Origin of the sequence: Chloracidobacterium validum (genome assembly GCF_018304825.1) — a bacterium.
GTDB lineage: Bacteria > Acidobacteriota > Blastocatellia > Chloracidobacteriales > Chloracidobacteriaceae > Chloracidobacterium > Chloracidobacterium validum.
In genome coordinates this window covers 2,417,454-2,430,751 of sequence record NZ_CP072648.1, presented here as the reverse complement: position 1 = coordinate 2,430,751, position 13,298 = coordinate 2,417,454, and the positions used below count along the sequence as shown (strand labels likewise).

Sequence of the window (13,298 nt, the reverse complement as noted above, 5' to 3'; positions counted from 1 at the left end):
CAAGGAAAGTCGTTTCAATCTTTCTGACGTCGATTTCTTCGGTAACGTCTGACACCATACCTTGGTTCAAAACTTTATTCGAGCGTTCAGGCTGATCAACCTTCAATTGTGAAGCGCGACTCTGGGACGGACCGGGGAACTGCCCACGGCGTCGGGCGTGGTGGCTCTCCACTGGTGGCCGGATACCCCTCGTCCCGGGCACAAAGGGCTGCGTCCATAGACTGAAGAAGCGGCAGGAAGGTTGTTCGGTCACGGGCTACGAGCGGAATGGCGCGGTGCCGCGCGCACAGCACAGCCGCTCGCTCGGCCGGAAGCAAATCCACTTTGTTGAAGACAAGTTGCCGCGGCAAATGGGATAACCCAAGTTGCGCCAGGATGTCTTCGACGGCGGCAATGCGTCGCTCGTAATCGGGTGCGGCAATATCCACCAGATGGAGCAGCAGGCTCGATGTTTCAATTTCTTCCAGCGTCGCCTTGAAGGCCGCCATCAGGGTTGGGGGGAGGTCGCGGATGAATCCCACGGTATCGTTGATGATGATGTCCCGGTCGCGCGGCAGGCGAAGTCGCCGACTGGTTGGATCAAGCGTGGCAAACATCCGACGCTCTGCCACGACCTCGCTGGCTGTCAGCGCATTGAGTAGGGTGGATTTACCCGCGTTGGTGTAACCCACAATCGAAACCACGGGTAGTTGCTGGCGGTCACGCTGTGCCCGGCGCGTCTGGCGCTGGCTGCGCAGGCCGGCGATAAGTTTTTCTAGGTCGGCAATGCGGTCGCGCGCGCGCCGCCGATCCACTTCGAGCTTGGTTTCACCGGGTCCGCGCGCCCCAATGCCGCCGGCCAGGCGGGACATGTCGGCACCGTGTCCGGCCAGGCGCGGCAAGAGGTACTTGAGCTGTGCCAGTTCGACCTGCACCTTGCCTTCGCGGCTTCGGGCGCGTTGAGCAAAAATGTCGAGGATGAGCTGGGTTCGGTCGAGAATCTTGAGGTCGGTTGCGGCCTCGATGGTGCGTACCTGAGCCGGTGACAAGTCCCGATCAAAAAGCAGCACATCGGCGGCATGTTGCAGGCTGCGGATGATCACTTCCTGGAGCTTTCCCTTGCCAACCAAGGTTTTGGGGTCAAGTTCGCGGCGGCGTTGAATGAGCTTGTCCACGACAACCAAGTCGCAGGATTCGGCCAGCTCGACCAGTTCATCCATGGCGGCTTCGGCGTCCGCCAGCGCCTCGGTCGTGACAACGACGAGCATGGCTCGGTCGCGCTGGTCACGCGCGTCACGCAGCTTGCGGGTTTGAGCAAATTCAGCTTCGAGGTTTTCGATAAGGTCAAGGAAGTCCACCTTCAAGCGGCTGGGGTGAACCTTGTCAAGATACGCCCAAGGTTCGCTTCCCTGATCGGCGGTTACATTCGTAGCCGGAAGCAGGTGGGCGGCCTGAATCCAGCTCGGTAATCCGTCGCCGTCCACGAGGATGACGCCCATGAGGTCAAGGCGCAGAAGCGCCAAGTCGTTGAGGTCATCGCGGGTCAGTCCTTCACCGGAAAACTGGGTATGCAAGCAACGCAGCCCACGAAAGCGCCCCTGTCCGGTGCGCACGCGCTTGATGTCGGGAATCACGATCCCGCCCGCGTCGCCAACCATGACATACTCGACTTGTCCCTGCCGGCTCAGCAGCACGCCGACTTGCCGCCGAATCTCAGCCGAGAGTTCGGTCATTTGGCGGGCGAGTTCAGGCGTGATGATGTCGCGGGCCGGAACGCGGCGGGTGAGCAGGCGCTCCAGCCGTTTGACTTGGCTAGACTTGAGTCCCTGTGTGTTACCTTCGACCTTCGAGATAGGCATACCTCGCATTCAGCCGCCAGGCCGGGGCGCGGCGGCAAGGATGATCGTTTGCCTTCAGCATACGCACGACTCGGAAAGATGCAAAGCAGAGGTTTTCCAAGTAAGGATTTGACCGCGAACATCCAGCTCGGTGGGCATCCTGACCTGGGCGAGTCGGTGGGTGTCACCTACTCACGCAGCATCACGTTCATTCCGACTTATAGCTGTGTATTCGCCTGTGGTTACTGCGCCTTTGCTCGCCCAACCCCACTGGCCGGGCTGGAGGAAGCGGCGGCCTGCTTTATCCGTGGTGTGCAAGCCGGTTGTCACGAAGTCCTCATCATGAGCGGCGAAGGGGTCATGGCGTTTCCATCCATTCGGCAGCAACTGACGCAGTGGGGGTTTCAAGACTACAACGACTATTTGAGCGCCGTCTGCCGGTTGGCACTCGACCACGGGCTGCTGCCGCACATCAACATCGGGAATCAATCGGAGCTGGATTTTCGACGTCTGCGCCCGTTCTGCGCCTCGATGGGCATGATGTTGGAAACAACTAGTGTGGCGCTCATGCGCCACCCGGCGCATCGGCACGCCCCAGGCAAACATCCGCAGGCGCGGTTGGCGACCCTGGCCGCGGCCGGGCGCGTGCGTGTGCCGTTTACGACCGGACTCCTCGTCGGGATTGGCGAGACTTGGGCCGACCGCCAGGCGGCGCTGTCTGCCGTTGCCACCCTACACCGGCAGTACGGCCACATCCAGGAAGTCATCATTCAACCGTTCACACCGCATCCGCGGACGGCCATGGCAGCCTATCCGGGACCCGACCTGTCAACGCTGGTCAAGACCGTGCGGATGGCGCGCGACACTCTACCACCTGACGTTGTCATCCAAATCCCACCCAACCTCACGCCGAGTGCTGAGGCGCGGCGACAGTTGTTGCTGGCCGGCGCGCGCGACTTCGGGGGCATTTCACCCGAACCGGATCACATCAACCCAGACGAACCCTGGCTTTCCCCGGAACACTATGCCGCCGAACTGGCCGAGTGGGGATTTGTCTTGCATCTTCGCTTACCGGTCTATCCGCGGTTTCAAACGCCACAGTGGCTGAGTCCGACGGTGTATCCCTATGTCTGCGCGAAGTCGGCGACCGTGACCAATGGCGGGAACGGTTTGCAGGAGCAAGCCAGCGGCGTAGTGCCGAGATCACAGCCGGGTTGACGGGGACTTGCTTGGAGCCATCGTTCAGTCTCGCCCCCGGTCTTCGCTTTGGTAGGCTCAAGGAAATGTCTCACCAAGGGCCGAGTCGAGCACTCAAACCGGACGGACGCATACGCCGCGCGCCTGGAGGTAAGCCTTGGCTTCCCGAATGGTGTGTTGGCCGAAGTGAAAGATGGACGCGGCCAATGCCGCGCTGGCGCAGCCGGTCGTCAACCCCGCGTGGAGGTGTTCGAGCCGACCGACGCCGCCAGACGCAATGACCGGAATGGAAACCGCTGCCGCGACCTGGGCCGTCAGCTCGAGGTCGTAACCTTCCTGAGTACCGTCCCGATCCATGCTCGTCAGCAAAATTTCCCCGGCACCGAGCTGTTCGGCTTCGCTGGCCCAGGCAACTGCATCCTTGCCGGTCGGGGTTCGCCCCCCATGCAGGAAGACCTCCCAGCGTGTCGGGTGTGTTCCCGGAATACGCCGGGCGTCAATGGCCACGACCATGCATTGGCTGCCGAATCGCTGTGCGCCTTCCGCAATGAGCGTCGGCTGCTCAAACGCGGCGGTGTTGATCGAGACCTTATCGGCGCCGGCGAGCAGAATCGCGCGCATGTCTTCAACGGTGCGGATGCCACCGCCAACCGTGAAGGGAATGAACACTTCATCGGCAACGGCGCGCACCATGCGAGTCACAATCGCGCGCCGGTCAGACGACGCCGTAATGTCAAGGAAAACCAGCTCATCCGCCCCTTCCGCATCGTACCGCCGCGCTTGTTCGACCGGGTCGCCGGCATCTACCAAATCAAGGAAACGAACCCCTTTGACGACGCGCCCGGCGTCCACGTCGAGGCAGGGAATGATGCGTTTGGCCAACACGGAAACCTCACCCAAGTTGGGTGTTCAACCCGCAGGCCGGGCAGAACACATCGCTTTTGAGAATGGCCGCGCCACAGTTCGGACAAGTCAGGCCAGTTTCTGGGCGGGATGGTTTGGACGCCGGACGGCATGGGCTGTCCACACCGGTAACAGAAGCGAGCCTTGGGATCGACTTGTCCGGCCCCACAGGCCGGGCACACCGGCAAAACAACGAGACCAACCGATGGCGGGCCGTCGCCGCGCGGGGCGGTCGGTGCTGGTTGCCCGTACCAGCCGGGTGGTTCGTCCGGGCGCGCGGGACGCATCCAATAGCTGCCGTCCAGAAGCGACTGGTAAGCTCCGGCCTCGGCCCAGTGTTTGATTTCCTTGGCCCGTACGGCTGGAAACGCATGTGTCCGACGATAGACCTGCAAGAACTTGTAAACCCGGCTCAGCAGGTCTCGGTCGAGTTCTTCGTATTCGTCAGCTTGGCGCAAAAATTCGTCGGTATTGAGTTGGTCAAAGGTCGCGCGACTGCCACCGGCCAGCTTGAGCAGGAGGGTGAGGTAAGCATCAATGTCCTGAACCACGAGCAGTCCGGCGCGGTCACAGGACAGTTCGGCCTTGCGGTCCCATTCGTAGAGCGCCAGCAGCAACCCCGACCCGACCAGCGCGCCAAGCCCAAACGTTGCCTCGCCAATGCGCTCGATGATGATGGAAAGGAAATTGGCCATCATTTTGTAGAGCACATGGCCGCACTTGATGTGGCCGAGTTCGTGGGCGATGACGCCCAGCAATTCCTCTTCCGACAAGAAGTCCACCAATCCCGACTGGAGGACGATGAACGGTTGCTCAGTGCCGAAGGTGTAGGCGTTCACAATCGGGTCCTGGTCCAGGTAAAGCTCTGGCTCCGGGACGGCCAGAATGGCGCACGCCTCACGCAGGAGATCGTGAATGCGTTTGCACTGGCGCTGGCTGACGCGCACGTTATCCGCGATGTTCGTCACGCGAAACCAGCGCTCCCAGCCGTATTCGTTGAGCTTGCGGACGATGAAATCAAGCCCACGGGCTTGTTTGACCGCATCCAGGGCGGCAATGTCGAGCGGATGCTGGAAATCGGCGGCGCGCAACTTTGGTAAGCGGATGCGTTCCCGTCGGTTCGCCGTCATCGTGTGTCTCGCCTTGGAAGTGTCTTGAGGATTGGGCTACTTAGGCTCGCGCGCGTCGGCTTTGCTAGACTCAAACTTAGCGTATCACACGCCGGGCCGGGAAACGACGAAGCGCCGCCAAACTGGCGGCGCTTCGCAAAGGTCTGGGCCTTGCGCAGGTGTGGCCAGCCGCAGACTAGACCGTCGCCCCAACTTGCTGGAGGCGTAGGATTTCTTCCATTCGGTCTTTCAGGTAGAGCTTGCGACGTTTGAGTAGCGCCGATTCTTCGATCTCATCTGGGCGCGGGTGGGGCAGTGCTAGTATCTCCTGCAACCGCATGTCGGCACGCTGATGTTCGCGGACGAGACTCCGATATTCCGCATGGGTTTGGAACAGGTGTTGTTTGAGCGATTCCAAAGTGGCAAGACTCATGGGGGCACTCTCCTTGTTTAGGACCACGAAAAGTCATGAAAGTCATCGCATCTGACAGCGAAACCAAGGCGAAACACAAGACAAGTAAGGGACGGCGATTCGTGAAGCGGTGAGGTTTCAAATGTATTACGTGGCGTTTTCAAACGCAAGTGAGCAGTCATGAAAAGAAATATCCGGCAATCCGTTGTCTATCTTGCCGCTGGCTTCGTCGCCGTGCTCGTCGTGGTCGGAGGATGGTTGTGGTGGTCCGCGTGGCGAGCCGCGCGGGAGGTTCGGCTGACCGCCGCCGCGAGCGGACGGCTTGAAGTCCGCTCGACGCCGTTGTCAGCTCCGGACATGGATGGTGTGACCTGTTGGCTCGATACATCCGAGGCCCAGGCCGTGGTTGACTTCCGTGGGCAACTCTATGCGGCAACCTGCGGTGGACTGTTGATATTGAATGACGACGGTGGCGTGGTTGGTCGTCTCACGACCGCGGATGGCTTGCCAGACAACGACCTGACGGCGCTGGCCGTGTTTCGTGACCGGCTCTTTATTGGGACGCGCACGGCCGGTCTGGTTGAGTATGATGGGGCGCGGCTGCTCCGCCACGAGTTTCGCCAGCCGGCGGCCGTTCATGTGAACTGTCTCCTTGCCACACCCGATTTCCTGTTGATTGGGCTGCTTGACGGTGGACTTTATGACTTTGACGGCAGCCAGTTCGCACAGCGCTTCCAGCCGCTGCGCGCTACCCCGATTGCCGGCGTGACAGCGCTTCATGCCGTGGGCACGCGCTTGTTTATTGGCACACTCGCCCACGGTTTATTCATCTGGCGCGAAGGTGAACTCACCCACTTGCCACCAGCGCGTGGCCTCCCTTCACCACACGTCACGGCGCTGGCCTGGCATGACAACTGCCTTTACGTAGCAACGGATGCCGGGATCGTCCGACTCGCGGCCGATGACCGACTCGACTTGGTATCCCGTCAACCCAACGTACGCTCCCTGGCTGTTTATGCCGGGAAGCTCTATGCCGGACTGGTGGTTGGCGGCATGGTGGAGGTTCGGCCCATGAGCCAAACCGGTTTGCGCGCGGCGCGTCTGTCCCCAATTCAGGCAAATACTGAGATGGCACGGCGCAACGTCACCCTCGCGGCAATTGGTGAACGGCTGTTGGCGCTGACCCAGACTGGCGTCTATACCTTGCGAGCCAAAAGCGACGGACGTTTTGACTGGCAGCGCTTTGACCGCTCCGGTACGTTCAGTGGGCGGTTGACGTCGGGTCACGTGACAACGCTTGCCTTTGACCCTTCCGAACGATTGTGGGTTGGAACCTTTGAGCGCGGACTCGACATCATTGACCCTGAAACCGGTGACTTACTGCGCCACGTGCAGGATGAAACCGTGCGCGAAATCAATCACCTGTGCGCTACGTCGCGCTTGTCGCCGATGCTGGCCGCAACCTCAAATGGTCTTGTGGTTTTTGACGCGGCCGGCAACGTCACGCGGCGCTATGACGCGAAGTCTGCCGTACTGGTCGGCGACGCTGTTTCACAGGTGCGTCCACTTGAGGCCGGTTCCGGCCAGATCGCGCTGGCAGTCGCTACCGCCAAAGGGCTTACGATTTGGCAAGATGGCATCGGTCGCAGCCTGACTGCCTTTCACGGTTTGCCAAGCAACTATCTCTACTGCTGTGAACCGCGCGATGGAAAGCTTTACGTCGGTACGCTCGGCGGACTGGCGGAACTGGATGGATTACGAGTCATCCGTACCTGGCGGACGGACAACTCAGCCTTGCCTGCCAACTGGATTAACGCACTTTTGGATGTCAACGGCACATTGTACGTCGGAACCTATGGCGGCGGCGTGTGCGCCGTGCGTCCTTCGGGCGACATTGTCCATTTTCCAGAGACGCACGGCATCGAAGTCAACCTCAACGCCATGGCTACTGATGGCGAGCGGCTATACGTCGGAACGCTGGATCGCGGGTTGCTCGTGTATGACGTCCACCGAAACAAGTGGCGCGTTTGGCGAGATGGCTTGCCGTCCGCGAATGTAACCGCGGTGGCTCTGCGGGCAGGCGCGGTTTTTGTTGGTACGGCTGGTGGCATCGCTCGGATTGAGAAGCGCCGCTTCGAGTGAACCTTGGCTTGGTTCTGTGTCCACACCTGATTGACACCCTGCCTGAAGAACGAGGCTTGCCGCGCACTTGGTCAGTAGCTACGCCGATGCGGGCGACTAGCAGACTGCATCGTTTACTCAATGCGCCGTACAGTTTCGCCTTCAGCTTGGGGAAGGGATCAAGGGGCGTCTGGATCAACGCCCAGGGCGCGAAGCTTCGCTGCCAGGCGTTCCTTCTCGGCACGCTCACGCTCTTTCTCGGCACGCTCCCGTTCGGCTTGCCGCCAGGCGGCCTCTTTCTCTGCCTGCTCACGCTCTTTTTCAGTGCGTTCGCGTTCCTTTGCCGCCTGTTCCGCCGCCGCCCGCTCCTCGTCCGTCGGTAGCCACCGCCCTTCCGCGTCGTAAAACCTCACCCAGTCCCCCTCCAACCGCTTGAACCGCCCACGCCAAACCCCGATCCCCAACCCGGCTTCCGGCAGCCACAGCCGCCCCTCCCCACTCGTCACCTCCCGCAACCCAACCCCATCGTGCCGGAAAAACCGCACCTCCGCCGGCCGCCGATGGTGATTCACCGTCACGTAGTACGGTACTTTCAAATGCCGCTCATACACCTCCCACTTCGTCGGGCCGTCCTGCGCCGGCAACGCCCCCCGGCCAAGGTCATTCCGCGTCGTGCCGGGCGAAAGTGCCTCCACGATGATGAGCGGCGTGGCCTTTTCCTCCCACACCACGAAGCTCGTCCGCTGCCGCCCCTCGCGCAGCAGCGGCACGTCCACGACGCCAAACCAGTCGGGACGCAGCCCGTGCAAGGTCGGCTGCGCCTGGTAGTAGAGATACATGTCGAGTGCCGAGAAGTAGCGGTCGGGGAGGAACTTGGGGGGACGGAAGGTCTCGATGAGCAGGTAAGCCAGAAAAGCGTGAAACTCGTCGGGCAAGGCTTCCTCTCCTTCAAACTCGCTGGGGAGATCATCCATGGTCGGCAACGCCAATTCGTATGAGGCGGACATGGTCGGTTCTCCTCTCCCGGTCAAGGTGCTGCTCGTGCAAACCTCAAAGCGTTCCACGAGCGGACTGGTCACTTTCAATTGCCTCGAACAGCGCTTTGAAGTTGCCTTTGCCAAAGCTTTCGCTGCCCTTGCGCTGAATGATTTCAAAGAACACCGTTGGGCGATCCTGAAGCGGTTTGGTGAAGATTTGTAGCAAGTAACCTTGGTCATCCCGGTCAATGAGGATGTTGAGGTCACGGAGTGCAGCTAGGTCTTCCTCGATTGCGCCAACGCGCTCCGTCACCGTGTCGTAGTAGCTCTCCGGCACGCGCTGCAACTCAACGCCATTCGCCCGCAGCCGGGATACGGCCTGAATGATGTCTGGCGTTGCGATTGCGATGTGTTGCACGCCTGGCGAACCGTAAAAGTCCACGTATTCTTCGATCTGGGATCGCTTTTTGCCCTCGGCTGGCTCATTGATTGGCAGCTTGATGGCCAGACTCGGACTGGCCATGACTTTTGAGCGCAGCGCCGTGTATGCGGTTGAAATGTCTTTTTCGTCGAAGTGCCGGAACTGAAAGAACCCAAAAATATCTTCGTAGAACTTCACCCAGGTTTCCATTTCATTCCAGCCGACATTGGCTACGACGTGGTCAATCCGATGCAGAAAACCAGTTTGGTTGGCCTTGATCAACCGTGGCTCAAAGCCCGGCAGGAAGGGTCCGGTGTAGTGTTCGCGGCTCACGAAGCGGTGGATGGTATCGCCATACGCGGCAATCTCAGCAATCTGCACCGTACCGTGGACGTCGGTCAGTTCCTCCGGCGTACGGCGCGCTGAGGCCCCACGCTCGACTGCCTTGGCGAAGTCAGCGGCCGCATCTGGTGTGCGGAATGCCACGGCATGGACACCGTCCCCATGCCGTCGCACGTGTTCGGCAATCGGATGGTCAGCCGTGAGCGCACCGGTCAGAACCAAGCATATCGTGCCGTGTTGGAGCGCGTACGATACGCAGTCGCGGACGCCAGTTTCTGGTCCCCGGTAGGCGACGATGTCAAAATCGAAGGCCGTTCGGTAGAAGTGCGCCGCCTGCTTGGCGTTGCCAACGTAGAACTCAACATGGTCAAAATCCACGACGGCAAGCGGCGTCGGCGGCTGCGGTGCTTCTTTAGGTGCGGACATAACCTGATACCTCTGGCGGGAAAGTGTGCGAAACGTGACACTGGATTGTCATCTGGTCAGACACTTTGCGCAAGTCGCTGTGTAACGTGAAGAACCCTTTTCCGCCCAATCCTTTCTGGTTTAGAGTTTGAATCGGTTTTCAAGAGCCTCACTGCGGTCGGCCGCCGGCGCTGCGCGTAGCCATGCATCCACGATTGACCCAAGTCGTTCAGTCCATCACGCAATCGTATGCCGTGTCTTCGGCGCTCCGGCACGATTGTGGGGCGCTCCCCTCGCGGGATGCCATCATCAAGGCCCTGCTCGACTTTCGTGAGTTACTCTTGCCAGGTTACTACGGCGTCGTGGCACGAGCCGCCGCAACGGAACGGGTACGCGAACTCGTGGAGGACATTGCCACGGAGCTTCCAACCCAGATTGCCCTGGCGCTTTGCCATGACCGCCAAGTGCCAAAGGCGGACTGTGCTGAGTGTGCTGAGTGCCGAGCGGAAGCCCAAGCCGTTGTCTGGGATTTGCTCGACCATTTGCCAGTGTTGCGCGAAATGCTGGCCCAAGATGTGGATGCCGCTTACTTGGGCGATCCGGCGGCGCATGATCGGGATGAGGTCATTTTGAGTTACCCATGCGTGCAAGCCATTTTGGTGCACCGTATTGCGCATGATCTGTTCACGCGCGGCGTGCCGCTCATTCCACGCATCATGGCTGAGTACGTCCACGGTCGGACGGGAATTGATATTCACCCAGGCGCGCGAATCGGCCGCCGGTTCTTTATTGATCACGGGACTGGGGTGGTGATCGGCGAGACAACGATCATTGGCGACAATGTGAAAATCTATCAGGGTGTCACACTCGGCGCGCTTTCATTTCCCAAAGACGCGAACGGCGCGCTGGTGCGTCATATCAAGCGTCATCCGACGATTGACGATGATGTTGTCATTTATGCTGGCGCAACCATTCTGGGTGGCGAAACCGTTATTGGACGGGGCAGCGTCATTGGCGGCAACGTGTGGCTCACCCACTCGGTCCCGCCCTATAGCAAGGTGGTTATTGACGACCCGCACATTCGAATTGTAACCCGCACGGAGACGACGCGCGCCAACTGAGTCACCCCACCAACGGCGCACGTTGGCTTGGAGAATGCCATGCAAGCTGGTCTAACAACGGGCTTTCCTGGAAAGCTGTTTATTGTTGAAGGAATTGATGGCTCAGGCAAAAGTACCCAACTCGATCTGCTGCACAAATGGTTGGTGGCAGAGGGGTATTGCGTTTTCTTCAGCGCGTGGAATTCCTCGCCACTGGTCAAGAAAACGACCAAGCTCGGCAAAGATACCCATGCCCTTTCCCCAACCACCTTTAGTCTGATTCACGCCACGGATTTTGCCGACCGCACTGAGCGCGACATTATCCCGCCCCTCAAGGCCGGGGCGATTGTCCTGGCTGATCGCTATGTCTATACGGCATTTGCGCGTGATTCAGCCCGCGGCAACGACCGCGATTGGGTGCGCAAGGTCTATGGTTTTGCCGTGCCGCCGACGATAGGTTTCTATTTTCGCGTTCCGCTTGAAACCGCACTTGACCGCATTTTGGTTGGGCGACCAGAGCTGAAATACTACGAAGCCGGACTCGATATGGGATGGTCTGAGGATCCATACGAGTCGTTCCGCATTTTTCAGGGGAAAATACTCGAAGAGTATGACCGGCTTGTGAGTGAGTATAATTTGACGGTTATTGACGCTACGCTCCCCATCACCGAGCAGCAACGTATCGTGCGCAGTTTGGTCAAGCCCCACTTGAAAGATGTCATGCGTGATCCACAGTTTCGGCAGCGCCGTCGTTAGTCGGCTCGTGACAAGCTTGCTCACCGCAACGGTGGCTAACCTGGAGTATTTCCATGACTAAAATTCAGTTCTTTGGCGCTGGACTGCCCGGCTTTCAAGAAAAGACCCTCCCCGGACGCCTTATCGTCCTCGAGGGTACGGACGGCGTTGGGCGTTCAACCCAGATCGCTTTGCTCAAGACTTGGCTTGAATCTTCTGGCTTTGCCGTGCTGGATACCGGGCTGACCCGTTCGCTGCTTGCTGGACGTGGCCTGAAAAAGGCCAAGGAAGGTCACACGCTGGGCGCCAAGACCATGGACTTGTTCTACGCGACCGACCTGGCCGACCGCTTGGAAAACCAGATGATACCGGCGCTGCGGGCCGGCTTCATTGTTTTGACTGACCGCTATGTGTATTCATTGATGGCACGCGCGATTGTGCGCGGAGCCTCGTCCGAATGGATTCAGAGCGTCTATGGCTTCGCCCTCAAACCCGATGCAGTCTTTTATCTGAAAATAGATCTGTCGCATCTCATCCCGCGCGTCCTGACGAGTACCGGTTTTGATTACTGGGAATCCGGGATGGACTTTCTCCCTGGCGATGACATGTACGACTGCTTTGTGCAGTACCAAACCCGCTTGCTGGCGACCTTTGACCAACTGGCGCGGCAGCATGGCTTTGAAACTGTGGATGCCACGCAGACTGTCAATAAGGTCTTCAGCGTGTTGCAGCGCAAGATTCAGAAGGTTCTCCCTAAAACAGCGCCGGTCGTGAACGCCGTTCTGCCAACATCCGCGGCTCCGCTGCTACCGACGCCAGCCGACACGGACGACGTCGAAGGTCGCCGGGAAGAGTTTGCCCGATTGTCGCAGACTGAGTCCGCTACCTCGACGAACCACAAAGCGCCTGCTGCCAAGCGCAAGACCGTGAAAAAAACTTGAGGGTGAACAACACTCAAGGGCGTACGTGAGCGCATCGCTAAACATTACTGACCAATCGGCGTGGCAACCACCCGAAAGCCAATGTTACTGTCGCGCCCCTGGGGTGCTTCTTTATAGCCCATGCCGGCGCCGCAGCGTTCGGATGGACTGTCATACGCACCGCCACGCACGAAGCTGCCGGCGCACCATTCCCAGACATTGCCGGCCATGTCGTAGAGGCCAAATGCATTTGGCCGTTTACGTCCAACAGGTTGCGGGCGTCCGCCCGAATTGCGGTTGTACCAGCCTTCGGCTTCCAGGTTGAGCGCTCCGTTACCGCGCGCGGCAGCGTCCCATTCCTCAACCGTCGGCAAGCGGTAACGCAGTGGTTTTCCACGCTCCAACTGGTTGAGGGTCTCGATGAACTTGGCAACATCTTCAAAGGAGACTTTGCTGACCGGGAGGTCACTGCCTTTGTGGAAGCTCGGATTGTTGCCCATGACCGCCTGCCACTGTTCCTGGGTAACTTCGTATTTGCTGAAATACATGTCCCTCCCACCGTAGCGGACCGGGATCATTTCGATTCCCACCAAGTTGACAAACGGGGTCAGTGCCGTTGATGGCTGAGGCGCTGGCGTCGGCTGGGGGAGCGTTGGGCGGGGCGTGGGTTCGCGTCGGACAGGTTGACGGCGCCCCGACTCTCGCTTGGGCGCTTCTGGCTTGGAAGGCTCTTTTTTGAAAGGGTTGTCCTGCCCGAAGCTATACGGTGTGAGCCACACGCTAAGTGTCAGAACCCAGGCGCTACTGTTGAAAAGTCGTGAAACCAGCATAACGTCAAC

12 protein-coding genes are annotated in these 13,298 nt (G+C 59.6%); 5 read left to right on the top strand and 7 right to left on the bottom strand.

Annotation, left to right across the window (positions count from 1 at the left end; all coding sequences use genetic code 11):
* Window positions 1–95: 95 nt before the first annotated feature.
* Window positions 96–1,838, bottom strand: coding sequence for a GTPase HflX (gene hflX, locus J8C06_RS10200; protein WP_211428591.1), 1,743 nt, complete (start codon window positions 1,836–1,838; stop codon window positions 96–98).
* A gap of 108 nt (window positions 1,839–1,946) precedes the next feature.
* Between hflX and cofG the strand changes: the two genes are divergently transcribed.
* Window positions 1,947–3,035 (top strand): 7,8-didemethyl-8-hydroxy-5-deazariboflavin synthase subunit CofG, encoded by a 1,089-nt coding sequence (cofG, locus tag J8C06_RS10195; protein ID WP_211428590.1) that lies wholly within the window; start codon window positions 1,947–1,949, stop codon window positions 3,033–3,035.
* 93 nt (window positions 3,036–3,128) lie between these two features.
* On the opposite strand, the gene hisF is transcribed toward cofG, so the two are convergent.
* From hisF to J8C06_RS10180, 3 genes are all read right to left on the bottom strand, one after another.
* Complete coding sequence (gene hisF / locus J8C06_RS10190) at window positions 3,129–3,899, bottom strand: imidazole glycerol phosphate synthase subunit HisF (RefSeq protein ID WP_211428589.1); 771 nt, start codon at window positions 3,897–3,899, stop codon at window positions 3,129–3,131.
* Window positions 3,818–5,047 (bottom strand): M48 family metallopeptidase, encoded by a 1,230-nt coding sequence (locus J8C06_RS15525; protein ID WP_211428588.1) that lies wholly within the window; start codon window positions 5,045–5,047, stop codon window positions 3,818–3,820. Before J8C06_RS15525 ends, hisF begins: the two co-directional genes overlap by 82 nt.
* Before the next feature lie 175 nt (window positions 5,048–5,222).
* A complete protein-coding gene (locus J8C06_RS10180) occupies window positions 5,223–5,459 on the bottom strand; it encodes a DUF465 domain-containing protein (RefSeq protein WP_211428587.1) in 237 nt (78 codons plus the stop codon).
* A gap of 159 nt (window positions 5,460–5,618) precedes the next feature.
* On the opposite strand from J8C06_RS10180, the gene J8C06_RS10175 reads away from it, so the two are divergent.
* Complete coding sequence (locus J8C06_RS10175; protein WP_211428586.1) at window positions 5,619–7,580, top strand: ligand-binding sensor domain-containing protein; 1,962 nt, start codon at window positions 5,619–5,621, stop codon at window positions 7,578–7,580.
* Between the two features lie 158 nt (window positions 7,581–7,738).
* Here J8C06_RS10175 and J8C06_RS10170 read toward each other — a convergent pair whose 3' ends face one another.
* Both J8C06_RS10170 and hppD read right to left on the bottom strand, forming a co-directional pair.
* Window positions 7,739–8,566, bottom strand: a complete 828-nt coding sequence (locus tag J8C06_RS10170) for a Uma2 family endonuclease (protein WP_211428585.1) — start codon at window positions 8,564–8,566, stop codon at window positions 7,739–7,741.
* A gap of 43 nt (window positions 8,567–8,609) precedes the next feature.
* Entirely contained in the window at window positions 8,610–9,725 is a 1,116-nt protein-coding gene (gene hppD / locus J8C06_RS10165; protein WP_211428584.1) for a 4-hydroxyphenylpyruvate dioxygenase, read from the bottom strand.
* Window positions 9,726–9,907: 182 nt separating this feature from the next.
* Between hppD and epsC the strand changes: the two genes are divergently transcribed.
* The 3 genes from epsC to J8C06_RS10150 are packed head-to-tail and all read left to right on the top strand — an operon-like array spanning window position 9,908 to window position 12,480.
* Window positions 9,908–10,825 (top strand): serine O-acetyltransferase EpsC, encoded by a 918-nt coding sequence (gene epsC / locus J8C06_RS10160; RefSeq protein ID WP_211428583.1) that lies wholly within the window; start codon window positions 9,908–9,910, stop codon window positions 10,823–10,825.
* A 39-nt stretch (window positions 10,826–10,864) separates the two neighbouring features.
* Complete coding sequence (locus J8C06_RS10155) at window positions 10,865–11,560, top strand: dTMP kinase (RefSeq protein WP_211428582.1); 696 nt, start codon at window positions 10,865–10,867, stop codon at window positions 11,558–11,560.
* A 53-nt stretch (window positions 11,561–11,613) separates the two neighbouring features.
* Window positions 11,614–12,480 carry a dTMP kinase gene (locus J8C06_RS10150; RefSeq protein ID WP_211428581.1) on the top strand — a complete coding sequence of 289 codons (867 nt, stop codon included), beginning with the start codon at window positions 11,614–11,616 and terminating at the stop codon, window positions 12,478–12,480.
* 44 nt (window positions 12,481–12,524) lie between these two features.
* Here J8C06_RS10150 and J8C06_RS10145 read toward each other — a convergent pair whose 3' ends face one another.
* Window positions 12,525–13,289, bottom strand: coding sequence for a formylglycine-generating enzyme family protein (locus J8C06_RS10145; RefSeq protein ID WP_211428580.1), 765 nt, complete (start codon window positions 13,287–13,289; stop codon window positions 12,525–12,527).
* Window positions 13,290–13,298: the final 9 nt, after the last annotated feature.